This window comes from Wenzhouxiangella sp. YN1 (genome assembly GCF_056324145.1).
Map to the genome: position 1 here is coordinate 12,936 of NZ_JBJNIO010000085.1, position 24,357 is coordinate 37,292.

The window sequence follows — 24,357 nt, forward strand, 5'->3', positions numbered from 1 at the left end:
GCAAAGCGATCTGGCCGCTGTGCAGGGCAACTCCGTGTTGGCGCTGGACGGCAAGCTGGCACTGGTGACCGACCCGGTCACCAGCCAGCCCACCGCCCGTTTCGAGGCCGTCAATGTCCAGGTGGTCAACGGCCAGGGCACCACCGACACCATCAACGGCCTGGGCAATCTGATGGTTGGCTACAACGAAACAGATTCATCGGGCATCGAGTTCTGTTCCGATGGCTGGTACGACAACCAGACCGACTGCGAGAGCAATGGCGAAATCTGGGGCGCCAACCAGCGCAGCGGCTCGCACAACCTGGTAGTAGGCTTAGCCAATGCCTTTTCGCGATACGGCGGCTTTGTTGCCGGACGAGGTAACGTGATCAACGGAACTTCGGCCTCCGTCAGCGGCGGCGTTGACAACACAGCCAGCGGGTATTACTCGTCCGTCAGCGGCGGCCGGTTCAACACACCCAGCGAGTATTACTCGTCCGTCAGCGGCGGCTCGGGGAACAAAGCCAGCGGGCAGTACTCGTCCGTCAGCGGCGGCAGCTACAACACAGCCAGCGGGGAATACTCCTCCGTCAGCGGCGGCAGCTACAACACACCCAGCGGGTATTACTCGTCCGTCGGCGGCGGCTATGCAAACACAGCCAGCGGGGATTACTCGTCCGTCAGCGGAGGCCACAACCGCAGCGCTCTCGGCACTTCCGACTGGGCCGCCGGCAGCCTGTTTGAAGACTATTGACGCTGCACGACACCGGGAGAGCACCATGAAACCTCTTGTCATTGTTTGCCTCACCGCGCTGCTGGCCCCGAGCCTGGCCGGGGCGGGCGATCGCATCTTCGCCGACCGCTTTGAACAGTGCTGCCAGATCGGCGGCACGGTCAGCGGTCTGACCGGCACCGGCCTGGTGCTGCACCTGGCCGCAGGCAGCATCAGCGAGAGCCACGCCATTCACAACAGCGGCGCGTACGATTTTGCCACCAGCGTGCCACCCGGCACGTCGTGGGCGGTCAACGTACAGACGCAACCGAGCGGCCAGTCCTGTCACCTAAGCAACGCCAGCGGCACCGCCGGCGCAGATGCGCTGATCTGGAACCAGGGCAACTGGGATGACGGTACCTGGTGGTGAGCCGCCAGCCGCGGCGTTGAAACCCGCCAGCTCGGACTATTCATGACCCGGCCGTCGCGAGACGGCTCCAGGTCCCGTAGCCGGGGCGCTTCGCGACCGAGCGGACCGGAATCGTACTCGCCTGTACGGTGAGGATGCGCGACCGAGCGAAACGGCGCGGATGCGGGGCTTGGGGTCGTCGTAGTAGGTTGGGTCATGAATAGTCCGAGCTAGGCTCAACCCCGACGCGAAACATCGCCGAGGGGTTTTCAGGGCAAGCGGGACCAATGGACATGCCACACCAAGAAATCGGTCAATCCAGATCCTTGCTTCTGGCGCTGAGCCTGATTTGTCTGCTGTCATCCGCCCTCGCTTCCGGACCCGGCACGGCACAGGCACCGGCCTTGCCGCTGGCCAATGTCTATCACCCCGGCGTGGACCTTCAGGCCTACTGGGTCAGCGAAAAACTGGATGGCGTCCGGGCATACTGGGACGGTGAGAAGCTCTGGTCCCGCGGCGGGAATGTGTACGCCGCGCCGGACTGGTTTACGGAGGGTTTTCCGGACCAGCCGCTCGACGGCGAGCTGTGGAGCGGCCGGCAGCGCTTTGCCGAATTATCGGGCGTGGTGCGCAAGCGTCAACCGATCGACAGCGAGTGGCGCCAGGTGCGTTTCCATGTATTTGATCAGCCTGGCGGGGACACGCCGTTTGAACCCTGCTGCTAAAAGCGCTCCGTATCTCCTCCAGTACCTTTCAGCGGCGAAAACGCAGCGGCCGTTTCACCGCCGACGAGTCGGACCGGTTTGTCCGGCCCGCAGGTTTGTACGGTGGGGCCGCAGACGTTCTCGGCAGCAAATGTGACGCTAGCAAATGGATGAGCACGCCCAACCGGAGTCTAGGCGGCGCCCCGCCGGCGGAATTCGCGGTCACCGAAACTGGCGCGCGCGAGGTCGAGGATCTGCTCGGCCGGATCGCCCACGGCGTGGCCGCCTGATGGTGGAATCGAACCGGCAGCCGAAGCTGTCGTGGATTACATGGACATGCTGTCTTCGGCGATGACCGTCCGCGAGGCGGCAGCGGGCGACCCGGGACAAAGTTGGTGCCGGCTCTCCAAGTTGGCCGCCCGGATCCGCCGTACTCGTATCAGCACCCTCGGTGCCTTTAGCGTCATCCGCATTTGTCCGGCTATAGTGGACTAATAGTCAGAACGTTAAAGTGTGCCCCGGCGTAGCCTTTAGAGAACTGTTAATATGTCCGTTATGAACGGACAAAAATACGGAAACGTAAAGGCTCTGCTGGAGGCTGTGCCGCCTGGATTTATCGTGGATTCTGCTTGGCTGGAGGCCAATGGTATCGGGCGCCGGTCGGCCTATGACTACGTTAAGCAGGGCTGGCTGGAACGTCTTGCTCACGGCGTCTTTCGTCGTCCGGCTCCGAACTCCCGGTCGTCGGAGAAAGTCGATTGGAAGAGTTGTGTGCTTTCCGTGCAGCACATCATGCGCTACCCCGTCCATGTGGGGGGAATGACGGCCTTGACACTTCAGGGCTACAGCCATTACCTGGCGCTTGGCGACAAGGCGCCGGTCTATCTCTACGGCTCCCAACTTCCGAGCTGGCCGAAAAAGCTGTCTCTGGATGCGCCGCTCGAAATCCGCAATCAGCGCTTGTTTACAGATCCCGAAATGGGGTTGACGGAAGCCCGAAGTGAGCAGGGCCCGGGGAGTAGCGGGATCCCCCCATGGGATTGGGCAATCAGGATGTCCGGGCCGGAGCGTGCCGTACTGGAAGCCCTGGATGAACTCCCGGACCGTGAGAGCTTCCATAACCTGGATATGGTGTTCGAAGGGCTGACGACCCTGCGTCCCAAACTCCTGTCTTCGCTGCTGAATGACTGCAGGAAGATCAAAGTCAGACGACTGTTCTTCGTATTTGCCGATCGCCACGGCCATGCCTGGCGAAAACGGGTCAATCCCGAAGTTTTCGATCTCGGGCGTGGTGATCGGGCCCTGGTGAAAGGCGGCCGGATCCACCCGCGCTACCGCATCGTTGTGCCCGAGGCGTTTGCAGGAGCCGGAAATGAGGGCAGGGATGGGAACTGACGCATATGTTGCGCAGGTTCAGCTGCTGGTTCGCATCCTGCCGGTCGTCGCCGAGGAGCGGGTTTTCGCGCTGAAGGGTGGAACAGCCATCAACCTCTTCTACCGTGACCTACCTCGTCTGTCCATTGACATCGACCTGACTTATCTCCCGATCCGGACCCGTGACGCCAGCCTTGCTGAAATCGATGCGGCCCTGGACCGGATTGCCACAGGCATCGAGCGAACGATCAGCGGTGCACAGGCACGACGTGCGGCCGGCGGCGGTGGCAGCGAGACCCGAATTCTTGCCTGGCTTGGCAGCGCTGAGATCAAGATCGGGACCTCGCCTGTGATGCGTGGTGTCGTCCATGAGCCTGAATTGCGGGAGGTCAGCGAGGCTGTTCAGGATCGCTACGGCTACGCTGAAAGTCAGGTGGTGTCTTTCGAGGATCTTTTTGGCGGCAAACTGCACGCCGCTCTGGATCGTCAGCACCCACGAGATCTGTTCGACGTGAAGCTGTTGTATGACAACGAAGGGCTGACCGACGACCTGTTCCGCGCCTTTCTGGTGTACTTAGCGAGCTCAAATCGTCCGCCGCACGAACTGCTTGATCCCCGTGCCAACGACCTCGAGCAGCGTTATCGACAGGAGTTTGCAGGCATGACCCGTAATCCGGTGGCGCTCGAGGACCTGTGCGACACGCGAAGTCGGCTGATCGACGATGTCCGATCGAGACTCGATATCAAAGCCACAGAGTTTCTGCTGTCGCTGCACGACGCCACACCCGACTTTTCTATCATCGAACTCGCGCATGCCGCAGAGCTGCCAGCGGTCAGGTGGAAGCTACACAATGTTCGACGATTGATGGAAGCGAATCCGGACAAGCACGCCGCTCAGCGTGAAGCACTCCAGGAAGTGCTGCGAAGCACAGCCGCGCCTAAGTCGAGTAGCGAATCCATTACTGGATTAGCTACTCGACTTAGGCTGAATCGTTATGGGATTCGGTTCGACTTTCGAGGCTTGCCGAGCAATCGCTGGAGCGCAGCGGCAGACCGAAGGGCAAGCGGCCGCAGGCCGCGCAGCAATGTCTCCGCCGCAGCCATGCTTGCCTGATTCCGTGCTGGCAGAAGGAGGGCTGTCGGGTCGAGCTGATTCTTCCTGCAGTTGGACCGACCTTCAGGCTCACTTGTCGTTGGAAATACGCAGCTCGTTCAGGTTCATGCGTCATTGGACAGGGCTCCCGGCCTGATCCAGAATACATACATCCAAGGCAAGCGGGGCCAATGGACATGCCACACCAAAAAACCGGTCAATCCAGATCCTTGCTTCTGGCGCTGAGCCTGATTTGTCTGCTGTCATCCGCCCTCGCTTCCGGACCCGACAACGCACAGGCACCGGCCCTGCCACTGGCCAATGTCTATCACCCCGGAGTGGACCTTCAGGCCTACTGGGTCAGCGAAAAACTGGATGGCGTCCGGGCCTACTGGGACGGCGAGAAGTTCTGGTCCCGCGGCGGGAATGTGTACGCCGCGCCGGACTGGTTCACCGAAGATTTTCCAGACCAGCCGCTCGACGGCGAGCTGTGGAGCGGCCGGCAGCGCTTTGCCGAATTATCGGGCGTGGTGCGCAAGCGTCAACCGATCGACAGCGAGTGGCGCCAGGTGCGTTTCCATGTGTTTGACCAGCCTGGCCGGGACACGCCGTTTGAACAGCGTTACCGTCAGCTCGAAGAACTGGTGGAGACATCGGGCGCTTGCTATCTGGCTCTGGTCGAGCAGCGCCCGGTTGCAAGCCACGCGGCGTTGATGGCGCAGCTTGCCGAAGCCGTGGCCAACGGTGCAGAAGGGCTGATGCTCAAGCGCAAGGCGAGCCTCTATCAGGCCGGCCGCTCCGATGATCTGCTCAAGGTCAAGACCCATCAGGATGCAGAGGCCACCGTCGTTCGCCATTTGCCCGGAAAGGGAAAGTACCGGGGCATGATGGGCTCACTGGAGGTCGAACTGGACAATGGCCGCCGGTTTCGCATCGGCACCGGTTTTGCGGACACCGATCGGCGCCATCCGCCGGCCATTGGCAGCCTGATCACATTCCGCTACCGGGGTTACACGGCAACCGGCCTGCCGCGCTTCGCCAGCTTTCTCAGGGTGCGCGATGACGAGCCGCAAACCGATCCTTGACCCGGCAAGCTCGTCGGGAAGCCCCGGGCCGGCGGCGTCGATCTGGATCAGGGCAGTTTGAAGGTGGCGGAGAAACCGTCGGCTCGCTCGGGCGCTGGTGAGGTGAGGGTCAGAGTAGTGCCGACCCCGGTGGCGATCGCATTGGCAATCGCCAGGCCGAGGCCGGCTCCGTCGGCTGTGCTGTGCGCTCGCCTAAAGCGCTCGGTCAGGTGTTCGAGCTGTGCGGCGGGCACTATCGGGCCGGCATTGATTACGCTCAGCAGGCCATCGGCGTCAAGCTCGACCTCGACGGGCTGATCGGCCGTGCCGTGTTTCAGGGCATTCTCGATGAGGTTGCGCACAAGGATTGCGAGTGCGTCCGGATCGATGATGGACTCGACGGCGCCTGACGATGGCAGCGTCAGATGAACGCGTTCGCCGGCGCTGCGGTAATCGTCGATCAGGGTCTCGAGGATCGGCGCGACATCCTGCGGCGCCGGCGCGAGCAGGCCGCCGCCTTCGGCTCTTGCGAGCTGCATCAGCTTTTCCGACAGGCGCGAAAGGCCGCGCAGGGATTGCTCGATGCGGGCCGCTCTTTCCTGTAGCGGGCCGGCCGGGGCCTGCCGTTGCAGGCGCTGAGTCTGGGCGAGCGCTTCGGCCAGGGGCGTGCGCAGCTCATGGGCGCTGTTGGCGGTAAAGCTGCGCTCGGCCTCGAGAGTGCGGCGCAGCCGCTCCATCAGTTCGTTGACTGCCTCGGCAATAGGCAGGATCTCGCTCGGCAGGCGCTCGCCGGCGATTGGTGAAAGATCCCCCGGGCCGCGGGTCGCGACCGCGCGCCGGTAGGCCAGAACGCTGCGCAGGCTGTTGCCGATCAAAAGCCAGATGCCGACCAGGCTCAGCGGCACCAGTACGATCAGCGGCAGGAGCAGGGAGGTGCTGGCCTCGATTGTCGCGCGCCGGCGATAGGCCAGCGGTTCGGCGACCTCGACGAACAGGGTGTCGCTGACGGCCGCCGCGCCGTAGATCCGGTGGGTTGCGGTGGTGTAGAAGCCGCGGCGCGGGCGCTCGGCAAAGATTCCTGCATCGACATTGCGCGCGCGCAGCAGCGTGTTGCCGGCGGCATCGCGCACCTGGTAGGCAAGATGCTCCTGGCGTGCGCGCAGCGAGGCGATCTGTTGCGGCATATCAGGATTGTCGCGGTTCATGATTTCGACCACGGCAAGCGGCAGAATGCGCTCAGCGGTCGCCTCCAGAGCGCTGTCGAGCTCCTTGTCCAGGCTGTGGCGCACGATCAGACCGCCGGCGACCGCGGCGATCAGCCACAGCAGCGTCATGACAAGCGTCAGGCCGATCCCGAGCCGGCGCTGCAGACTGTAACGGCCACTCATTTGTCAGCCAGCCGATAGCCCATGCCGCGCACCGTCTCGATTCGCTCGCGTCCCAGCTTCTTGCGCAGGCGGCTGACATAGACCTCGATGGTGTTGCTCTCGACCTCGGCACCGAAGGCATAGAGGCGGTCTTCGAGCTGTGCCTTCGACAGCAGCGCTCCCGGGCGCTGCACGAAGGCCTCGAACAGCGCCCACTCGCGCGCTGTCAAGTCGATCGCCCGCCCGTCGCTGCGGATGCTGTGTTTCGATAGATCGATCTCGAGGTCGGCCACCTGCTTGAGGGGATTGGGGTCGCCGCTGTAGCGCCGCGCCACGGCCGCGATGCGTGCCGACAGCTCCGTCAGATCGAAGGGTTTGACCAGATAATCGTCGGCGCCGGCGTCGAGCCCGGCAACGCGATCGGAGATCTGGTCGCGCGCGGTCAGGATGATCACCGGCGTGCTTTTGCCAACATCACGCTGCCGGCGCAGGAAGTCGAGACCGTGCCCATCGGGCAATATCAAATCGAGCAGGATCAGATCGTAGGCGGTAGAGCGAGCGCTCGCCTCGGCGTGGCGCAGGCACTGCACCCAGTCGACCGCATGGCCATCGTCGATGATCTGTTCGCGCACGGCCTCGCCGAGCTGCGCGGCGTCTTCAACCAGCAATATTCGCACGAGCGCCTCTTGTGCTCATCATTCCGTCGCCATGCTACTCGCTGAACCTGACGTTGACCTGAATTGTCTGGTATCGAAACTGCCTGTCCCTTGAGCCGCGCGGGTTACGGGTGTTCAGCTTGCTGTCAGAAAACCGCGTTATGGTGGCGCCTCGTTCAGAGGAAAAGGAGCCCAATCATGCACCGTACAATGACTGCCGCCGCACTGCTACTGCTGGCCACCACCTCAGCCGCCTTCGCCGATGACGACTGCAATGTGCCCATGGCCGACTGGCAGCCGCGCGAGACGCTGCGCCAGCAGCTCGAACAGCAACATCCGGACTGGAATATTCATCGCATCAAGGTCGACGATGGCTGCTACGAAATCAAGGCCACCGACGCCGATGGCAACGAAATCGAGGCCGAGTATGCGCCCGATACGCTCCAGATCAGAAAGCTGGAGATAGATTATCGTTACGGCAGCGACAAGGCAAAGTCCGATGGCGCTGCCATGAAGCCTTCCAGCGCCGATAACAGCGAATCCGACAACCGCCCGACGGCTCGGATCGAGTAATCCGACCGCGGCGGGTATTGACGCTCGCCGGATCGCAAAGCAAACCTGCTGCGCCGGAGCCTTGTCGGCTCCGGCGTTTTTTATATCCGCCATCCCGGCCTCGCCGCATTATCTTCTTTCATCCGGCAGAAACATTTGTACCGCAAACGCATACCCTGGCCGCGCAATTTCAGGTTGCTGTCAGCCTGGGCCGGTAGATTGCCTCACACACATAACGAAAGCGGAGGCCATCCCATGAAAAAACTTGCCGGAGTACTTTGCCTTGCAGCCGCCATCTCGCTGCCTGCGCTTGCCCAGGGGCGAGAGGTCACGTTCACTACCCGGTTGAAGAACTACGGTGGCGATGGCGCCTATGTCGCGCTCTATATCGCCGACGCAAACGGCCGCTACCATGAAACGCTCTGGGTGGCGGGCGAGGATACCGAGTACTACAAGCACCTGCGCGGCTGGGCCCGCGGCAGCCGCCAGCAGCGCAGCGAATACGATGGCCTGACCGGTGCCAGCGTCGGCAGCGGCCGGACTCTCACGGTGACCACTGACGTCGCCGACGCCCTGATCGATGCGGGCTACGAGGTCCGGGTCGACACCGCCGTTGAAGACATGCGCGACAACCGGGCCGATGCCAGCGTGGCGCTGACCACCGAAGGCGCCGGACAAGCGGTCACCGGCCGCGGCTACGTGCAGTCCCTGCGCTACGATCTCTGAGCCATTCATGCTGCGCCAACTTCATTCGCTACCGGGCCTGATCGCGGCCGGGCTTGTCGTCGTGATCGCGGCCAGCGGTGCGATTCTGTCGCTCGATCCGGCGCTTGAACGGGCCGGGTCCACCGTGCCCGTCGCCGGGCAGATCAGCGTCGCCGATCTGGCGGAAACGCTCGCCGACACCTATCCGGGAGCCGAGCAGATCGAGCGCAAGCCGTCGGGCGCCATCGTCGTCTACTACAGCGACGGCAATCGGGTGGGCGCCGATGTGGTCAACCCGCAGACCGGACAGCGCATCGCCGCCCATGAACCCTCGTCCTTCTCGCGCTGGGTGAAGAACCTGCACCGCTCGCTGCTGCTCGACACACCCGGCCGGGCGGCGGCCGGCATTGTTGCAGTGCTGATGCTCGCCCTGACGATCTCCGGGGCGCTGCTGCTTGCCGCCCGCCTTGGCGGCTGGCGGCAGATGCTGCGGCCTATCCGCGGCACAGCAAGTCAGCGTCTGCACGGTGAGCTGGGCCGGGCGGCATTTCTGGCCCTGCTGCTCTCGGCGCTTACCGGTGCCTATATGTCGGCTGCCACCTTCGACCTGATCCCGTCAGGATCAGCGGCGGCGCCCGAATTTCCCGCACAGGTATCAGGCGGCCCACCCAGGCCGGTCGGTGAACTGCCCGCGTTCCAGGCGACGGATCTCGGCGATCTGCGCGAGCTGGTCTATCCCTTTGCCGACGATCCGACCGACGTGTACTCGCTGACCACCCGAACCGGGGCGGGCTTTATCGATCAGGCAAGCGGCGAGTTTCTCTCCTGGCAGGCGCACAGCAGCGGGCGCAAAGTCCATCAGCTCATCTACAGCCTGCATACCGGCGAAGGGCTGTGGTGGCTCGGGCTGATTCTCGGCCTGGCCGCACTGAGCGTGCCGTTCATGGCAGTGACCGGGGTGCTGATCTGGTGGCGGCGGCGTCGCGCCATGCCGAGGTTGGCCGCCAACAGCGCGCCCAATGCGGCACAGACCGTCATTCTGGTCGGCAGCGAGAACAACAGCACCTGGGGGTTTGCCAGAACGCTGCACGAGGCACTCATCCAGCGCGGCGAGCGCGTGCATACCGCCCCCATGAACCAGCTCGCGGCCCGTTATCGCAGCGCCGAACGGCTGCTGATCCTGGCGGCGACCTATGGCGATGGCGATGCGCCGGCTTCGGCCAGCCGCTTTCTGGCCCGCCTCGAGCGCCTCCCGGACGCCCCCGGGGTTCCATTCGCGGTGCTCGGCTTCGGTGACCGGCAGTTCCCGCAGTTCTGCGGCTTCGCCATGACGGTCGATAGCGCGCTCGCCGGCCGGGGCTGGCAGCGCCTGCTCGCGCTCGACACCGTCGATCGCCAGTCAGCGCAGGACTTCGCCCGCTGGGGCGATGCGCTGGGAGAGGCCATCGGGTTTGATCTTGAACTGGAACACACGCCGGCGCGGCCGCGCACCACCACGCTCGAACTGGTCGAGCGCAGCGATTACGGCGCGGATGTGGAAGCGCCCACCGCCGTGTTGCGCTTTCAGGCCCCGGCCCGGGACGGCGCGCGTGCAGGGCGGCTGCGCAAACGCCATCGTTTGTCGCATTGTCTGCCGCGTTTCGAACCCGGCGATCTGGTCGGCATTCTGCCGCCGGGCAGCAACGTGGCGCGCTTTTATTCGCTCGCCTCGGCAGCGCGCGACGGGGTGCTGGAAATCTGCGTGCGCAAGCGCCCCGGCGGCCTGTGCTCGGGCTTTCTGCACGCCCTCGAGATCGGCGACACGATCGAGGCCTTCATCAAGCCGAGCCCGGGCTTTCGCCCGGCCGCCGGCAAGAACCCGGTGATCCTGATCGGCGCCGGCGCCGGCATCGCGCCGCTGGCCGGTTTCATCCGCCACAACGCCGCGCGCCGCCCCATGCACCTTTATTGGGGCGGTCGCAGCCCGCAATCCGACTTTCTCTATGAGGCCGAGCTCGACAGCTACCGTCGCGACCAGCGGCTGAGCGGCCTGCACGCCGCATTTTCCCGGGTCAGCGAGCGCAACTACGTACAGGACAAGCTCGTGGCCGATCGCATGCGCGTCCGCGAGATGATCGGGCACGGCGCCCAGGTTCTCGTCTGTGGCGGGCGCGACATGGCCAGCGGCGTCAGACAGGCATTGAACGAGGTAGTCGAGTCGCTCGACCTCGATGTCGCCACGCTCCAGCTACAGGGACGCTATCGTGAAGATGTCTACTGAATCCTCTTCGCCCCCGCCGGCGTTGCAGCGCTACCAACTGCACGGCCCGACCATGGGCAGCCGCTACACGGCGGTTTTCTACGCGCCGCCCGTTATACCGCAGGCCGCCATCGCCCGCGATCTGTTCACGGCCGTCGATACGGTCGACCGGCAGATGTCGACCTGGCGGGCCGATTCCGATCTGTGCCGGCTCAATCGTGCGCCGTCGGGCAAGTGGCTGACGGTGCCGGAAAAACTCATCGAGGTGCTCACCGCCGCGGTGCGTATCGAGCGGGAGTCCGGCGGCGCGTTCGATATCAACGTCGGTGATCTGGTCGACGCCTGGGGCTTCGGCCCGGGCGCCGGCAGGCCCGATAACGCGCGCATCGCAGCGCTCATTGATATGGCCCGCACACCCGCCGGCAAAGCGCTGGAGATCGATACCAAGCACCGCCGAGTGCGCAAGCACGCCACCGTGTCACTGGATCTGTCCGGCATTGCCAAGGGCTTTGCGGTCGACGAGATGGCGCGCTGTCTCGACGGCTACGGCATTGGCGCCTGGCTGGTCGGTATCGACGGAGAGATGCGCGCACGCGGGCTCAAAAGCGGCGGCGAGCCGTGGGCACTCGCTCTCGAGCGCCCCGTGCACGGCATCCGCGAGGTGGCCGGGGTAATCACCCTGCACGATGCCGCCATTGCCACCTCGGGCGACTACCGCCACTGGGTGGAGATCGGCGACAGAAAGCTTTCGCACACCATGCAGCCGGGGCGCAATGGCCCGGTGTCGAACGGGCTCGCCGCAGTCAGCGTCGTCGCGGCCAGCAGCATGCTTGCCGACGCCTGGGCCACGGCGCTGATGGCGCTCGGAGAAGAGGCGGGACCGGGACTGGCCAGAAAACGGGGAATGCAGGCGCTGTTCGTGCTGCGCGATGGCGAGGCCTTGCACGAGCTGCCGGTCGGCGCTGTGTTCGGCGGCTCGTCGACGACGAACGAGCCGTGACGCGGGATCCGCTAATCGGCACTGACCAGCGTCAGCAAATGGCTGATCATCACCCAGAGCAGGAGGGCGAGGGGTAACAGGCGGCCGATCAGATAGATCCGCCATTCCCACCACCAGCCGCGGGCGCCGAGCACGCCGACGATTCTGTGTGCCGGCACGAACCAGCACAGCAAGGCGGCACCGACCACGCCGGAGAAAATGACCAGATTGCCGCCGGCCACGCGGTCGAGCACATCGAGCACCGGCTCGCCGGCAATTTGCCAGTTCAGCGGCGTGAAGCTCAGCGCCGAGGCGCTGCCCAGCACCAGCAGCAGGGCAGTCACCGCGATCACGGCGGTGGTATTGCTCAGGCGCAGCTCCTCGGCGATGGCGGCGACCAGCACCTTGGTGCCGGCCACGCTGGAGCTGAAAGCGGCGACGAAGAACAGCCCGAAAAACAGAGTCGCGATCCAGGATCCGCCCGCCATGTTCTCGAATACGCGCGGCAGGGTCACGAAGGCGAGCTGGCTGCCCTCGTCGGGGGCAAGTCCGTGGCTGAACAGAAACGGGAAGATCATCCAGCCGGCGAGCAGCGCCACCGAGGTTTCGGTCGCGGCAACAATAACGCTCGCGCGCGGCACGTGGGTCTTTTTCGGGATGAAGCTGCCGTAGGTCACCAGATAGCCCTGGCCGATGGCCAGCGAGTAAAAGGCCTGGCCGAAGGCGAACACCCATAGCTTGCTGTCGGTCAGGCGCGAGAAGTCGACCTGAAAGAAGAAGTCCTTGGCCTGGGTCCAGCCCGGGGTCTGGCTGGCCGCCACCACCAGGCCGATCATCACCAGCAACAGCACCGGCATGAGCACCCAGGAGATCCGCTCGATCAGCGCCACCCCGCGGATCAGCACGGCACCGACCAGCACCGCCACGATCAGGAAAAACCACAGCGAGTTGTAGCCCGAGCTGAACGCATCGAACGGGCGCAGCTCGCCGCGTACCGCATCAACCGCGTAACCCAGCGTCCAGCCGGTGATGACCAGGTAATAGCTGGTGATGATTGTCGTCACCAGCACCACGAACCAGCCATAGAAGGTACCGAAACGGTTGACCTGGCGGAAGGTGGCGACCACGCTGCCCTGGGCCAGCCGGCCGGCGGCCACTTCCAGGATCATCAGCGGCAGAACGACAATGATGATAGCGGCGAAATAGGCAATCAAAAACGCCCCGCCGCCGTTGGCGCCGAGGATATAGGGAAAGCGCCAGAGATTGCCCAGGCCCACGGCGGCCGCGGCCATGGAAAAAATGAATGCCGGCTCCGAGCTCCACTGCGCGCGCGAGCTGCGCACGAACGAGGTCCTGGTGCTCATCGCTTCATCCTCTTCGAAGGCGGGCTCAGAACTCGATGCTCAGCGCCATCGAACCAAAGACATGATCGTCGCCTTGCCCGTCGAACTCGCGCGTTCGCCACACCCGCATCAGCGCCAGGCGCACGCCGCGGCCGCGCACCAGCCACTGGCTGCTGATGCCGGTGGCCACCTGCGCGACCCAGGGGCGGCGCTTGACGCTGTGGCTGCTGCGAAACAGGTTGCCGTCGAGCGAAAAATCCCAGACCACCGCCTTGGCCTCGAAATTGACGAATGCGTGAACGCCGGGCCGCGGTGCACGCGCGGACTGCGACTGTTCACCGCGTAGGTCAACGCTCGCCGACGGCGGCCGGCTTTCCGCGCCGGGGCTGATCGGATAGCTGCCGAAGTCGTTGGGCACATTCCAGCCGGCGCGCAGCACCAGCCCGGTGACGGCGGCGGTCTCGATATTGCCCAGGCGCAGGGCGTAGCTGCCGATCACGTCGCCGCTCCAGCCCGGCTGGATCGCGCCGCTGCCGGCCCAGGATCTGAATTTGCGCTCGAGGGTAAGTTTGAAGGCCGGCTCATTGTGCAACTGGTGATCCCAGCCGAGAAAACGGTCCATTCCGCGCACGTCATGGACCAGATTCTGAGACTGTTCGGCCAGCGACCAGGGGCCGATGATCCCCAAAGTCAGCTCGCGGGTGTCGAGCACCTCGTAGCCTGCGTCGGGTCGATGGCTGCGGCGATTCCATGACAGACCCGTATAGAGAAGGCCGGCATAAGGCCGGTCATCGGCGATCAGATCGCTGCGGGTGTGGTCTTCCGGCGTATACATGGCCTGGCCGAATCGGGCCACCACGTTCCAGGTAGTGTCCGCGTGCGCAGCATCGGCCCAGAATTTCGGGTTCATCGCTTTGATGAACCGCGCATGCAGCCGGACCGGCCCCGGCAGGCATTCAGCGCGTGGCCGGCCGGAAAAATCGTGCGAGACCGCTGCCAGGGACACGCCGTTGGTGTAGTTGTGGTCGGTATCGGCAATCAGATCGTTTTCCAGCCTGACCGTGCCGCCGCGCAGTCGCAGCGTATCTTGCTGCGTACAATCGTCCGCGTCATTCAGGCCGGCACCGAGTGCATGGACCACCGCCGGCGAAAGCAGCAGGGCAACGGCTGCCAGTGCCCGCATCGTTCGTCTCAGGCCGTATCGGAACAGAGGCTCGAAAAAGAGAACAGCAAAAGACACGCGCTCACTCCTGCTCTGCCTCAAGATCCGGCGGGCAGCCGGTGTAGAAGGACTCGAGCATGGCCACGATCTCCTCGGCCGTGTCCACGCGCGCAAAAAGCTGTATATCGGACGCGCTGATAAAGCCTTCTTCCACCAGATAGTCAAAATCGATCAGCCGGTCCCAGAATTCCGTGCCGACCAGAATGATCGGCACGCGCGGCATCTTGCCCGTTTGCACCAGCGTCAGAACCTCGAACAGTTCATCGAGCGTGCCATAACCGCCCGGAAAGGCAACCAGCGCTTTGGCGCGCAGCAGAAAATGCATCTTGCGGAGAGCGAAATAGTGAAACCGGAACGCCAGCTCTGGCGTGATGTAGGGATTGGGCGCCTGTTCGTGCGGCAGGGTGATATTGAGTCCGATCGATCGCGCGCCGGCCTCGTAGGCGCCGCGGTTGGCGGCCTCCATGATCCCCGGTCCGCCGCCGGTCACGACAACGAAATCGCGCCGCTGCTCGCGCTGGAAGCGGCGCGATATCTGCTCCGAGAAGCGCCGTGCTTCCTCGTAGTGGCGGGCCTGGGCGAGCCGGCGGCGGCCGACAGGCGGAACCTGGGCCTGCGCAGGCGAGACAATCCGCGCGCTGCCGAAGACGACGACCGTCGATGCGATCTTGTGCTCGCGCAGGGCGTGTTCAGGCTTGAGCAGTTCGAGCTGCATGCGCAGCGGCCGCAGATCGGGCCCGGCTAGAAACTCGGTATCTTCCTGCGCCAGGTGCCAGGCCGGACCGCTGTAGATCGCCTCAAGCAGGCGTTGGCGTTCTTCGGCATCGATCATCATTGTGCCTCCTTGAGCTTGCGCGCTGTGGTTTTGCTGGCAGATGCACAAGCGCTGGACGGTCGGAGCCGGGTCTCACGGGTCGCCATACGGCGCAGCGCGCCGACGCCGGTCGGGGCACACGCATCCGTCGGCGCGTGCCGCGCCATATGGCGGCCCTGAGACCCGGCTCCAGGACGGCCGGCCGGACCAGGGATGGTTGTCGTAGACTCTCAACCATTGCCCTGCCGGTCGTCCGTAACTGCGCCTTGTTCAGTGTCGGCGACGGGAGTGGGCACCTCCGGCATGTCCCAGCCGCCGCCCAAGGCCTTGAACAGGGCCACCAGATCAATCGCAGCAGCGGTATGGGCGCGCACCCGGGCATCCTCGGCGTCGCGCAGGACCCGCTCTTCGGCCAGCAGATCGGTTAAGGCAATGTCGCCGACTTCGAAGCGCGCTTGTGCATGCGCGTAGCTGCGACGCGCGGCCGCCACCGCCGCGCGCTGGCGCGCCACGGCATCGAGACCGTGCAGATAGTTACTCAAGGCTCGTTCCGCGTCGCCAAGTGCGGCCAGCACGACCTGCTCGTAGGCCAGCGCCGCCTGCTCGTGACGCGCCTCGCTGGCGCGAACCCGTGCGCGCACGCGACCGCCGTCGAACACCCGCCAAGAGATCAGCGGCATGATCGAAAAGGTCTGGCTACCGGACTCGAACAGACTGCCGGCGTCCAGCGACTGGAAGCCGCCGCCGGCGCCGATGGACAGTTTCGGAAAGAGCTCCGCGGTAGCCACGCCGATGTCGGCGCTGCTGGCGGCCAGGCGGCGCTCGGCGGCGCGCACGTCGGGCCGACGGCGCAGCACATCGGCGCGCTCGCCGGTCGGAAACGGCGCGAGCGCAAGCGGCGCGGCGGCAGTATCGAGCAGTGAGAGCTCGCGCTCCGGCGGCGCGCCGAGCAGCACGCCCAGACCGAGTGCGGCGGCCCGCTGCCGGGCCCGGATGGCAGGCAGGCCGGCGGCGGCAGCCGCCAGGCGCGCGTGGGCGGCCTCGACGTCGGCCAGGGCGGCGTCCCCGAGCGCATAACGCTTTTCCACCAGCTCAGCGGTCTGCTGCAGGGTCGCCACCGACGCCTGACGCACGGCCAGCTCGCGCTGCGCGCCTCTGAAGGTCAGATAGCTGCGCGCGACCTCGGCGGCAATGCTGATGCGCACAGCACTGGCGTCGGCCTGGGCCGCCTGGAGGCGGGCTTCAGCGCCTTCCATCGCGCGCCGGGTCGAGCCGAACAGATCGATTTCCCAGGCCGCGTCGAAGCCGGCCTCGTAGATCGTCTGGTTGCGATCGAGTCCGGGAATGGCGCCGATCGGCAGCGGACCGTTGAGACTTTGCCGGCGCCGGGTCACGCCGGCGTCGGCATAGAGGAGGGGCGCATGAGCGCCGGCGGCATAATCGCGCAGCGCACGCGCCTCGGCGATGCGCCAGCGCGCCTGACGCAGATCGAGGTTATCGGCCAGCGCGGTGGCCACCAGCCGGTTCAGGGCAGGATCGCCCAGCGATGTCCACCAACTCGCCAGATCGAGCGACTGCGCCTCGGCCTCGACCGGCTGGGTCCAGCCGCTGCCGGTATCGACCGGCGGCGGTTCGCGGTAGTCGGGGCCGACCGCGCAGGCGCTCAGCAGCAGTGCTCCCAGCACGGCGGCCGGCACATGGGCGTCGTAGTTTCGTCTTTTAGTTACATTTGTCATGGCACAGTCTTCATGTTTCGCATCCACCAATCCGGCCTCACTGCAGGCGGCCGCGGACAAATAGTGTTGCCATCGTCAGCGTTACCAGTGCGATGACCGCCAGCGGCCAGGTGTTGGCGATGATGTCGGCCGGCGGCATGGCCTTAAGAAACGTGCCGACGACAATGATCAGGAAATGCTTGAGCGGGATCGCCTCGGCCAGCCACTGCAGTACGACTGGCATGTTTTCCACCGGCGTGGCAAAGCCCGACATCAGCACCGCCGGCACGCCGATGGCGAAGCTGCCGAGAATGGCCTGCTGCTGGGTAGCCGAGACTGAGGAAATCATCAGGCCGATGCCGACCACCGACAGGATGAACAAAAGCAGACTGGGCAGCAGCAGCAAAAACGAACCGGTGAAAGGAACCTGGAAGATGAACGCTGCGGCGGCGATCATCAGCAGCCCCAGCGCGGCACCGATGGCGAGCGCCGGCACGGTTTTGGCGATGATGATCTCCACGGTCGTCGTCGGCGAGACCAGAAGCTGGTCGAAGGTGCCCAGCTCGCGCTCGCGCGCAATCGACAGGGCGGTGATCATCAGCGCGCTGAAGAACATCAGGATGCCCGCCAGGCCCGGGACAATGAACCAGCGATAGGTCAGGTTGGGATTGAACCAGTGGCGGACGCTGACCGGGGAGCTGAGCGGCCTGTCGGGGCGGGCAACAGCGCTCACGTCGGCGGCAATCGCGTTGAGGTAGCCGACCGTGATCTGGCCGGCATTGCTGCGCCGGCCGTCAACGATAACCTGCGCGGTGGCCGTGTTTCCAGCGGCGACGCTGCGCGAGAAATCCGGCGCAATACCCAGCGCCGCAATCACCTTGCGCTCGTCGATCAGCCGGCGCAGCTCGTCGGGGCTATGTACCGTGTGGAGTCGCTTGATGAAATCGGCAGCGCCGACGCTTGCGACCAGCTCGTGCGACCAGCGCCCGGCATCGCGGTCGTGAACGGCAATCTCGGCATTGCGCACTTCCAGCGTGGCGGCGAAAGTAAAGACCAGAAGCTGCAAAAGCGGCGGTGCGAACACCACCAGGCGGCTGCGCGGGTCGCGCAGGATGCTGAGCAGCTCCTTGACGATCTGCGCGCGTAGCCGGGCGTTGAAAAAGAGTTTGGGGAGGCGGCGCATGGTTCAGGCCTCCAGGTTCTTGCGCGTCTTGTTCTTGGCAATCGCGAAAAAGAGCACACCGATGGCTGTCATCGCCGCCAGATCCGGCACGAACACCGCCCAGACATCACCGGCCAGAAAGACGGTCTGCAGCGAGGAGACGAAATAGCGCGCCGGAATCGCGTAGGTAATCGCCTGTATCCACAGCGGCATGGCGTCGATCTCGAACAAAAAGCCCGAGAGCAGAAACGAGGGCAAAAAGCCCGAGAACAGCGCGACCTGCGAGGCCAGGAACTGGTTCTTGGTCACCGACGAGATCAGCAGGCCCTGACCGAGCGCGGGAACCAGGAACACCGCCGAGAGCGTCATGAGCGCCAGAAGCGAGCCGCGCAGGGGCACGTCGAAGACGAACACGGCCAATGCCGCCGAGCCCAGGGTGGCGATCATGCCGAGGACGAAATAGGGCAGCAGCTTGCCGATCAGGATCTCGACGACCGAGGCCGGCGTCGACAGCACCGCCTCCATCGTGCCGCGTTCCCACTCGCGCGCGACCACTAGCGCCGTGAGCATGGTGCCGATGATGGTCATGACGATGGCAATCGCACCGGGCACCAGCGAACGACGACTTTCGAGCTCGGCGTTGAACCAGTAGCGCGGTTCCAGCGCAATGGCCGGTGTCGGCGTGCTGTTGCCGCGGCCGGCAGCCCAGGTCTGGGCCACGCCCTGGGCGTAATTGGCGACGAAGTTGGCCGTGTTGGGCTGCGAGCCGTCGGTGATGACCTGCACCAGCGGCTGCGCCTTGCCCGCAGTCAGGCGGCGCTCGAAATCCTGCGGAATGACGACAAAGCCGCGCAGCCTGCCGGAGACGATCTGATCGACCACTTCGCGGCGATCGCGCGCGGGCGTGACCTTCAGATAGCGGGTGCCGGCGAACGCCGCGGCCAGCGACTGCGCCGCGGCGGCATCGGATTCCAGGACCACGCCGATGCGCACCTCGCGCACGTCCAGCGAGACCGCATAGGCGAACAGAAACAGCAGCACCACCGGCAACACGAAGGCGATCAGGATGGTGGACGGATCGCGGATCGCCTGCAGGCTTTCCTTGCGCACCAGCGCGATCAGGCGCGCCAGGTCGAAGCCGTGGCGGGCGCGTTCCCTGGACGCAGAGTCAGGCTGAAGCGTAGCGGTTTTGCTGTTCATGTCACCGCCTTGGCGCTGGCGCGCGCCTCGTCGTCGAGTTCCGCCGATTCGACTAGGTGAATGAAGGCATCCTCCATGGTCGGATCGCGGCGTTTTTCGCTTCTGGCCTCGCGCTTGAGCGCGTCAGGAGTGTCGAGTGCAATCAGCTTTGCGCGGTGCATCATGGCCACGCGGTCGCAGTACTCGGCCTCGTCCATGAAATGGGTGGTGACCATCACCGTCACCCCTTTTCGCGCCAGGCCGTTGATGTGGGTCCAGAACTCGCGCCGGGTGATCGGATCGACGCCTGAGGTCGGCTCATCGAGAAACAGCACCGGCGGGCGGTGCATCAGCGCGCAGGCCAGTGCAAGACGTTGCTTGTAGCCCAGCGGCAGTGAATCAGGCGAGGTGCCAAGGTATCGTCCGAGATCGAAAGTCTGCACCATCTCGTCGATGCGCTCGCGCTGGATATGGCCTTCCAGCCCGTAGACGCCGGCAAACAAGTCAAGATTCTGGCGCACCGACAAGAGCCCGTAGAGGGAAAACTTCTGCGCCATGTAGCCAAGCCGGCCCTTGGCCTCACCCGTGGCGTGACGCAGGTCGTTGCCGACCACCTGCGCCTCGCCTTCGGTCGGTTTGAGCAGCCCGCAGAGCATCTTGAAAGTCGTTGACTTGCCGGCGCCGTTGGGGCCCAGCAGGCCGAAGATCTCGCCCTTGTCAACCTCGAAACTGACGCTGTCGGTGGCGGTAAAGTCACCGAAACGTTTGGTCAGGTTCTGGCACGACACGGCAATGTCGGACTCGAGCTCGACCGCATCAATCCGCTCGGCCAGCGCCGAGGTGCCGCCCGGACCGCCGCCGAGCAGGTCGACAAAGGCATCTTCGAAGCGCGGCTGTACGGGTTCGAGCCTTGCGCCCACCTCGGCGGCCAGCGCATCGATTTCGCCGCGCTCGGCGTCTTCACGCAGCACCACGCGCACGGCATCGCCCTGGATGACGCCGTCGCCGACGCTGCTCAGATCCAGCGCGCGCGCGAGCACGGCGCGCCGCTCGTCGCCAACCTGCTCCAGGCGGAAGCTGCGCTCCTTGATGCGGTCGGTCAGCGCCTGCGGCGGGCCGTCGAACTCGAGCTTGCCCTCGTTGAGCAAAAGAACTGTCTCGCAGCGCTCGGCCTCGTCCAGATAAGCGGTCGACCAGACCACGGCCATGCCCTCGTCGGTCAGCTCCTGGACCATGCGCCACAGATCCTGGCGGCTGACCGGATCGACGCCGACGCTGGGCTCGTCGAGCAGCAGCACTTCAGGTTTTGCCATCAGCGCACAGGCCAGCCCCAGCTTTTGCTTCATGCCGCCCGAGAGCTTGCCGGCCAGGCGTTCGGTAAAGGGGCCCAGGCGGGTGAAGTCGAGCAGGCTTTCAAAAAGGTCGGCGTGCTGATCGGCCGCCATGCCGCGAAGCTGCGCGTACAGGCGCATGTTCTCCATCACCGACAGATCTTCGTAGAGCCCGAAGCGCTGCGGCATATAGCCGCTGGCGATGTGGATGGCGTCATTGTCGTCAACCACATCGAAACCGGCCAGGGTGACGCGGCCGTCGTTGGGCACCAGCAGCCCGGTCATGATTCGCATCAGGGTGGTCTTGCCGGCGCCGTCGGGGCCGACCAGGCCGGTCAGACGGCCGTAATGGATGTTGGCGCTGAGGCCGCGCAGGGCTTCGACCTTACCGAAGTGTTTGACCACGCCGTCGATGACGACGGCCGCGGCGTCCCTGCCGGGCCGGTCGACAGCGTCGCTGGCAGCGCGCGCGTTCATCCTTACTGCCCGCGGGCGATTTCGTTGCCCGAGCCACGCGTGTCGATATCGACCGTGACCGGCATGCCCTGGCGCAGGCCCTGATCGGCATCGGCCACCACCACGCGCAGGCGGTAGACCAGGTCGGTGCGCAAATCTGCCGTCTCGACTGTTTTCGGGGTGAATTCCGCCCGCGGCGAGATAAAGCCGACCTGGCCGCGATACGCCTTGTCGGAAGAATCCGTGTGGACGCGCACTGTCGCGCCCGGCGCGATACGGCCCAAATCCGGCTCGCTGATATAGGCGCGCACGTAGACCGGATCGCGCAGACTCAGGCTGTAGACCGGCGTGGAGCTGGCTACCATGCTGCCCGGCTCACGCACTCGCGCAATCACGGTGGCGTTGGTTGGGGCGACGAGTTCGGTATCGGCCAGCGCGGTGCGCGCCTGGGCCAGGGCCGCCTCGGCGGCCGCCACCCGCGCCTGGCCAACGGCGATGTCCTCGGTTCGAAAGCCGTCCTGGATCAGCGAAAGCGTTGCTTTGGCCGAAGCCAGGGTGGCAGCAGCTCGGTCGCGTGCAGCGCGCGCGGCATCGACGGTACGCTCGCTGCTGGCGCCCGATTCGAGCAGGGCAGCCTGGCGCTCGAAGTTGCGATCCGCCTCGGAATAACCCGCCTGCGCCCGATTCACGGCTTCCTGCGCCTGCGCGACCTCCTGCGGACGATTGCCGCCGCGCAGCTTGTCCAGTTCAGCCTGGGCCGCGGCCAGTTCGGCTTGTGCCGCATCCAGCCGTTCACGATAGGGCTCGGCGTCGAGCTGCGCCATGACCTCACCGGCGCTCACGGCATCCCCTTCGTCAAACGACATGCTCATCAGGCGGCCGGGCTGGCGGAAAGACAGCTCCACCTCGCGGATATCGACGTTGCCGTACAGACGCAGCACGCCGTCGTCGCCGCGCTCCGGCAGCAGCCACCACAGCAGCAGGCCGGCAGCGACAATGACAGCGGCGACGACCAATAAAGCCCAGCGTGCCTTGCCAGCGGAAGAAATCGGGGTCTTCATCGCCCAGGCTCCGGTTGGGGTGCTGCCTTGATCAACTCGAAGCACTGGCCAGCTTCGGGGACGGTCACCGCCCAGCCGTGATCCGTTCGCAGTCGTTCGGCAAAGGTGAGTGCGGCTTTTTCCTCGCCATGCACCACAAAGGTCCTGGTTGGGGAAGGACTGAAATGGGCCGCCCAGGCCAGCAGCGCCGCCTGGTCAGCATGCGCCGACAGTCCGCCAACGGTGTGGACTGACGCGTGCACCGGAACATCGTCGCCAAAGATGCGCACCTGCTCCGCGCCGTCGACCAGCCTTCGGCCGAGCGTGCCCTGAGCCTGAAACCCGGTGATCAGAACGCTGCATTCGCGCCGCGGCAGATTGTGGCGCAGGTGGTGTTTGATGCGCCCGGCCGTGCACATGCCGCTGGCCGAAATGATGATGGCGCCCGAGCGGATCTGGTTCAGCGCCATGGATTCCTCGACGCTGGCAGTAAAGTGAAGATAGGGAAGGTTCTGGCCGAGCGCGTACCATCCGGCGAGCTGACGGGCGTTGTCGTCGAACAGCGCCATATGCCGCTGGGTGATTCGCGTGACCCTGGTCGCCATCGGTGAGTCGACGAATATCTTCAGGCCACTGAGACGACCTTCACGGCTCAGGCGATGGAGGTGGTAGATGACCTCCTGGGTGCGGCCGACGGCAAACGCGGGGACAATGACATTGCCGGCCTCCAGGGTGCGCTCGACGATTTCGACCAGTTCATCTTCGGTCGCGACCAGATCCTTGTGATTGCGGTCGCCGTAGGTCGATTCGATGATCAGATAATCCGCGTCCCTGATCGCCACCGGGTCGCGCAGAATCGGCCGTCCCGGTTGACCGAGGTCGCCGCTGAACACGAGCTTTCTGGTCTGCCCACCCTGGCTCAGCCAGATCTCGATAATGGCCGAGCCCAGGATGTGGCCGGCATCTCGGAAGCGGCAGCGCACGCCGGGCGCGGGGGTCAGTTCCTGATCGTAGCTGATCGGCTGGACCTGCTCGAGGCTGTCATGGGCATCCTGCTGGGTGTAGAGCGGTGTCAGGGTCTCTTTCCTGGTGCGCGAGGACTTCCTGTAGCGTCGCGCCCGCTCGGCGTCCTTCTCCTGGATGTAGCCGCTGTCGGGCAGCATGACCTCCAGCAGATCGGCGGTTGCGGACGTGGCGAGTATGGGCCCGCTGAAGCCGGCTTTCACCAGCTTGGGCAGCAAGCCGCTGTGGTCGATATGGGCGTGGGTCAGCAAGACGAAATCGATGGATTGCGGATCGAATGTAAACGGCTGATGATTGCGCAGCGATGCTTCGCGTCCGCCCTGGATCATGCCGCAATCGACCAGAAAGCGGACTCTTTCGGTCTCAACCAGAAAGCACGAACCGGTCACTTCACGTGCGGCACCAAGAAAGGTGATGTTCATTGTTGTTCTCCGCTGGATGTCTCAGGCAGGAGCCGCCACCAGGCAATCCCCGCAATGGCGGCCCACACCGCGGTGCGCAGGCTCATGGCAATGACCGTGCGCGGCTCGAAGGCGCTACCGAAATAAACGTGCAGCCCGAAAGCCGCGAAGGTCAGGGCGGTTGCCGCAGCGACAGCGAGAGCCAGCCACAGCGCCCAGCGCCGGCGCAACCACAGGCCGATGCCGGCAAGCAGATAGGCGAAGCCGGCCAGAAAGTTGAACCACAGTACGAACGGCACGTAATCACCAGCCGCGGCGCGCGCCGGCCCGTCGACAAACAGAACGGAACCGCCTTCCTTGAGGGTCAGCAGGCCGAATCCGACTGCAACCAGAGATGTGGCCCAAACCCAGGCATCACGTCGCTTGTGTCTTGTCATGTCGGCTCCTTATTGGAGTAGCCAAAATGCTGCCGGCGGCTCAAACCCGCCGGCGCCAAAGCCCGGATCAGTCATGGGCGATGGGCTTGTCTGTAAACAGGAATTCCTTGAGATAACCGGAAAAGGTTGGATCCTGACGCCTGATCCACTCGAGCACCATGGCCGCGTGCTCCTTTTCCTCGTCGCGGTTGTGGACCAGGATGGCTTCAAGCTCCTGATCACTGCAGGCATCGCAGCGCTGGTTGTACCAGTCGATGGCCTCAAGCTCTTCCATCAAAGAGACGATGGCCCGGTGCATATCGCGGGTTTCGGCTGAAAGGTCTTCGAAGCGTTCATGAAAGTCAGTGCTGGGCATGGTTTTTCTCCTTCAATCAAATGTCCGGAAAATTTGCAACCTTGAG

24 protein-coding genes are annotated in these 24,357 nt (G+C 64.7%); 11 read left to right on the top strand and 13 right to left on the bottom strand.

The window, feature by feature from the left end; all coding sequences use genetic code 11:
• The first annotated feature begins 34 nt into the window (after window positions 1-34).
• The 7 genes from ACEWQZ_RS00810 to ACEWQZ_RS00840 all read left to right on the top strand — a co-directional run bounded on the left by ACEWQZ_RS00810 (window position 35) and on the right by ACEWQZ_RS00840 (window position 5,356).
• Window positions 35-733 (top strand): hypothetical protein, encoded by a 699-nt coding sequence (locus ACEWQZ_RS00810; RefSeq protein WP_476481170.1) that lies wholly within the window; start codon window positions 35-37, stop codon window positions 731-733.
• A 25-nt stretch (window positions 734-758) separates the two neighbouring features.
• Window positions 759-1,121: a hypothetical protein gene (locus ACEWQZ_RS00815; protein ID WP_476481171.1), complete on the top strand. Its 363-nt coding sequence runs from the start codon at window positions 759-761 to the stop codon at window positions 1,119-1,121.
• A gap of 272 nt (window positions 1,122-1,393) precedes the next feature.
• Window positions 1,394-1,825, top strand: a complete 432-nt coding sequence (locus ACEWQZ_RS00820; protein WP_476481172.1) for a hypothetical protein — start codon at window positions 1,394-1,396, stop codon at window positions 1,823-1,825.
• Window positions 1,826-1,836: 11 nt separating this feature from the next.
• Window positions 1,837-2,094, top strand: a complete 258-nt coding sequence (locus tag ACEWQZ_RS00825; RefSeq protein ID WP_476481206.1) for an antitoxin Xre/MbcA/ParS toxin-binding domain-containing protein — start codon at window positions 1,837-1,839, stop codon at window positions 2,092-2,094.
• A gap of 256 nt (window positions 2,095-2,350) precedes the next feature.
• Window positions 2,351-3,199 carry a type IV toxin-antitoxin system AbiEi family antitoxin domain-containing protein gene (locus tag ACEWQZ_RS00830; protein ID WP_476481173.1) on the top strand — a complete coding sequence of 283 codons (849 nt, stop codon included), beginning with the start codon at window positions 2,351-2,353 and terminating at the stop codon, window positions 3,197-3,199.
• Window positions 3,189-4,292 (top strand): nucleotidyl transferase AbiEii/AbiGii toxin family protein, encoded by a 1,104-nt coding sequence (locus ACEWQZ_RS00835; protein ID WP_476481174.1) that lies wholly within the window; start codon window positions 3,189-3,191, stop codon window positions 4,290-4,292. Before ACEWQZ_RS00830 ends, ACEWQZ_RS00835 begins: the two co-directional genes overlap by 11 nt.
• 176 nt (window positions 4,293-4,468) lie before the next feature.
• Window positions 4,469-5,356: a DNA ligase gene (locus ACEWQZ_RS00840; RefSeq protein ID WP_476481175.1), complete on the top strand. Its 888-nt coding sequence runs from the start codon at window positions 4,469-4,471 to the stop codon at window positions 5,354-5,356.
• Between the two features lie 47 nt (window positions 5,357-5,403).
• On the opposite strand, the gene ACEWQZ_RS00845 is transcribed toward ACEWQZ_RS00840, so the two are convergent.
• On the bottom strand, window positions 5,404-6,723 hold the full coding sequence (locus ACEWQZ_RS00845; RefSeq protein WP_476481176.1) for a sensor histidine kinase: 1,320 nt from the start codon (window positions 6,721-6,723) through the stop codon (window positions 5,404-5,406).
• Window positions 6,720-7,379, bottom strand: coding sequence for a response regulator (locus tag ACEWQZ_RS00850; protein ID WP_476481177.1), 660 nt, complete (start codon window positions 7,377-7,379; stop codon window positions 6,720-6,722). Before ACEWQZ_RS00850 ends, ACEWQZ_RS00845 begins: the two co-directional genes overlap by 4 nt.
• A gap of 177 nt (window positions 7,380-7,556) precedes the next feature.
• Here ACEWQZ_RS00850 and ACEWQZ_RS00855 point away from each other — a divergent pair, with 177 nt between their 5' ends.
• The 4 genes from ACEWQZ_RS00855 (at window position 7,557) to ACEWQZ_RS00870 (ending at window position 11,854) form a co-directional block, all read left to right on the top strand.
• Window positions 7,557-7,931: a PepSY domain-containing protein gene (locus ACEWQZ_RS00855; protein ID WP_476481178.1), complete on the top strand. Its 375-nt coding sequence runs from the start codon at window positions 7,557-7,559 to the stop codon at window positions 7,929-7,931.
• A gap of 234 nt (window positions 7,932-8,165) precedes the next feature.
• On the top strand, window positions 8,166-8,636 hold the full coding sequence (locus tag ACEWQZ_RS00860; protein ID WP_476481179.1) for a DUF2271 domain-containing protein: 471 nt from the start codon (window positions 8,166-8,168) through the stop codon (window positions 8,634-8,636).
• A 7-nt stretch (window positions 8,637-8,643) separates the two neighbouring features.
• The gene (locus tag ACEWQZ_RS00865; protein ID WP_476481180.1) at window positions 8,644-10,875 is read left to right on the top strand and encodes a PepSY domain-containing protein; all 2,232 of its coding nucleotides are present in this window, start codon (window positions 8,644-8,646) and stop codon (window positions 10,873-10,875) included.
• Window positions 10,865-11,854 carry an FAD:protein FMN transferase gene (locus ACEWQZ_RS00870; RefSeq protein ID WP_476481181.1) on the top strand — a complete coding sequence of 330 codons (990 nt, stop codon included), beginning with the start codon at window positions 10,865-10,867 and terminating at the stop codon, window positions 11,852-11,854. Before ACEWQZ_RS00865 ends, ACEWQZ_RS00870 begins: the two co-directional genes overlap by 11 nt.
• An 11-nt stretch (window positions 11,855-11,865) precedes the next feature.
• Here the strand turns inward: ACEWQZ_RS00870 and ACEWQZ_RS00875 are convergent, their stop codons facing one another.
• From ACEWQZ_RS00875 to ACEWQZ_RS00925, 11 genes are all read right to left on the bottom strand, one after another.
• On the bottom strand, window positions 11,866-13,197 hold the full coding sequence (locus ACEWQZ_RS00875; RefSeq protein ID WP_476481182.1) for a sodium-dependent transporter: 1,332 nt from the start codon (window positions 13,195-13,197) through the stop codon (window positions 11,866-11,868).
• A 25-nt stretch (window positions 13,198-13,222) separates the two neighbouring features.
• The gene (locus tag ACEWQZ_RS00880; protein ID WP_476481183.1) at window positions 13,223-14,359 is read right to left on the bottom strand and encodes a lipid A deacylase LpxR family protein; all 1,137 of its coding nucleotides are present in this window, start codon (window positions 14,357-14,359) and stop codon (window positions 13,223-13,225) included.
• 61 nt (window positions 14,360-14,420) lie between these two features.
• Window positions 14,421-15,233 carry an LOG family protein gene (locus ACEWQZ_RS00885; protein ID WP_476481184.1) on the bottom strand — a complete coding sequence of 271 codons (813 nt, stop codon included), beginning with the start codon at window positions 15,231-15,233 and terminating at the stop codon, window positions 14,421-14,423.
• Between the two features lie 209 nt (window positions 15,234-15,442).
• The gene (locus tag ACEWQZ_RS00890) at window positions 15,443-16,948 is read right to left on the bottom strand and encodes an efflux transporter outer membrane subunit (RefSeq protein ID WP_476481185.1); all 1,506 of its coding nucleotides are present in this window, start codon (window positions 16,946-16,948) and stop codon (window positions 15,443-15,445) included.
• 37 nt (window positions 16,949-16,985) lie between these two features.
• The gene (locus ACEWQZ_RS00895) at window positions 16,986-18,110 is read right to left on the bottom strand and encodes an ABC transporter permease (RefSeq protein WP_476481186.1); all 1,125 of its coding nucleotides are present in this window, start codon (window positions 18,108-18,110) and stop codon (window positions 16,986-16,988) included.
• 3 nt (window positions 18,111-18,113) lie between these two features.
• A complete protein-coding gene (locus ACEWQZ_RS00900; protein ID WP_476481187.1) occupies window positions 18,114-19,289 on the bottom strand; it encodes an ABC transporter permease in 1,176 nt (391 codons plus the stop codon).
• A complete protein-coding gene (locus ACEWQZ_RS00905) occupies window positions 19,286-21,076 on the bottom strand; it encodes an ATP-binding cassette domain-containing protein (protein WP_476481188.1) in 1,791 nt (596 codons plus the stop codon). Before ACEWQZ_RS00905 ends, ACEWQZ_RS00900 begins: the two co-directional genes overlap by 4 nt.
• Before the next feature lie 2 nt (window positions 21,077-21,078).
• The gene (gene hlyD, locus ACEWQZ_RS00910; RefSeq protein ID WP_476481189.1) at window positions 21,079-22,116 is read right to left on the bottom strand and encodes a secretion protein HlyD; all 1,038 of its coding nucleotides are present in this window, start codon (window positions 22,114-22,116) and stop codon (window positions 21,079-21,081) included.
• A complete protein-coding gene (locus ACEWQZ_RS00915; protein ID WP_476481190.1) occupies window positions 22,113-23,540 on the bottom strand; it encodes an MBL fold metallo-hydrolase RNA specificity domain-containing protein in 1,428 nt (475 codons plus the stop codon). Before ACEWQZ_RS00915 ends, hlyD begins: the two co-directional genes overlap by 4 nt.
• Window positions 23,537-23,956 carry a hypothetical protein gene (locus ACEWQZ_RS00920; protein WP_476481191.1) on the bottom strand — a complete coding sequence of 140 codons (420 nt, stop codon included), beginning with the start codon at window positions 23,954-23,956 and terminating at the stop codon, window positions 23,537-23,539. Before ACEWQZ_RS00920 ends, ACEWQZ_RS00915 begins: the two co-directional genes overlap by 4 nt.
• A gap of 67 nt (window positions 23,957-24,023) precedes the next feature.
• A complete protein-coding gene (locus ACEWQZ_RS00925; RefSeq protein WP_476481192.1) occupies window positions 24,024-24,311 on the bottom strand; it encodes an encapsulin-associated ferritin-like protein in 288 nt (95 codons plus the stop codon).
• Window positions 24,312-24,357 lie beyond the last annotated feature (46 nt).

Bases quoted from the DNA above. Each gene is read 5' to 3' on its own strand.
- ACEWQZ_RS00815 (WP_476481171.1), top strand. From the start codon at position 759: ATGAAACCTCTTGTCATTGTTTGCCTCACCGCGCTGCTGGCCCCGAGC.
- ACEWQZ_RS00820 (WP_476481172.1), top strand. From the start codon at position 1,394: ATGCCACACCAAGAAATCGGTCAATCCAGATCCTTGCTTCTGGCGCTG.
- ACEWQZ_RS00830 (WP_476481173.1), top strand. From the start codon at position 2,351: ATGTCCGTTATGAACGGACAAAAATACGGAAACGTAAAGGCTCTGCTG.
- ACEWQZ_RS00835 (WP_476481174.1), top strand. From the start codon at position 3,189: ATGGGAACTGACGCATATGTTGCGCAGGTTCAGCTGCTGGTTCGCATC.
- ACEWQZ_RS00840 (WP_476481175.1), top strand. From the start codon at position 4,469: ATGCCACACCAAAAAACCGGTCAATCCAGATCCTTGCTTCTGGCGCTG.
- ACEWQZ_RS00845 (WP_476481176.1), bottom strand. From the start codon at position 6,723: ATGAGTGGCCGTTACAGTCTGCAGCGCCGGCTCGGGATCGGCCTGACG.
- ACEWQZ_RS00855 (WP_476481178.1), top strand. From the start codon at position 7,557: ATGCACCGTACAATGACTGCCGCCGCACTGCTACTGCTGGCCACCACC.
- ACEWQZ_RS00860 (WP_476481179.1), top strand. From the start codon at position 8,166: ATGAAAAAACTTGCCGGAGTACTTTGCCTTGCAGCCGCCATCTCGCTG.
- ACEWQZ_RS00865 (WP_476481180.1), top strand. From the start codon at position 8,644: ATGCTGCGCCAACTTCATTCGCTACCGGGCCTGATCGCGGCCGGGCTT.
- ACEWQZ_RS00870 (WP_476481181.1), top strand. From the start codon at position 10,865: ATGTCTACTGAATCCTCTTCGCCCCCGCCGGCGTTGCAGCGCTACCAA.
- ACEWQZ_RS00875 (WP_476481182.1), bottom strand. From the start codon at position 13,197: ATGAGCACCAGGACCTCGTTCGTGCGCAGCTCGCGCGCGCAGTGGAGC.
- ACEWQZ_RS00880 (WP_476481183.1), bottom strand. From the start codon at position 14,359: ATGCGGGCACTGGCAGCCGTTGCCCTGCTGCTTTCGCCGGCGGTGGTC.
- ACEWQZ_RS00885 (WP_476481184.1), bottom strand. From the start codon at position 15,233: ATGATGATCGATGCCGAAGAACGCCAACGCCTGCTTGAGGCGATCTAC.
- ACEWQZ_RS00890 (WP_476481185.1), bottom strand. From the start codon at position 16,948: ATGACAAATGTAACTAAAAGACGAAACTACGACGCCCATGTGCCGGCC.
- ACEWQZ_RS00895 (WP_476481186.1), bottom strand. From the start codon at position 18,110: ATGCGCCGCCTCCCCAAACTCTTTTTCAACGCCCGGCTACGCGCGCAG.
- ACEWQZ_RS00900 (WP_476481187.1), bottom strand. From the start codon at position 19,289: ATGAACAGCAAAACCGCTACGCTTCAGCCTGACTCTGCGTCCAGGGAA.
- ACEWQZ_RS00905 (WP_476481188.1), bottom strand. From the start codon at position 21,076: ATGAACGCGCGCGCTGCCAGCGACGCTGTCGACCGGCCCGGCAGGGAC.
- hlyD (WP_476481189.1), bottom strand. From the start codon at position 22,116: ATGAAGACCCCGATTTCTTCCGCTGGCAAGGCACGCTGGGCTTTATTG.
- ACEWQZ_RS00915 (WP_476481190.1), bottom strand. From the start codon at position 23,540: ATGAACATCACCTTTCTTGGTGCCGCACGTGAAGTGACCGGTTCGTGC.
- ACEWQZ_RS00920 (WP_476481191.1), bottom strand. From the start codon at position 23,956: ATGACAAGACACAAGCGACGTGATGCCTGGGTTTGGGCCACATCTCTG.
- ACEWQZ_RS00925 (WP_476481192.1), bottom strand. From the start codon at position 24,311: ATGCCCAGCACTGACTTTCATGAACGCTTCGAAGACCTTTCAGCCGAA.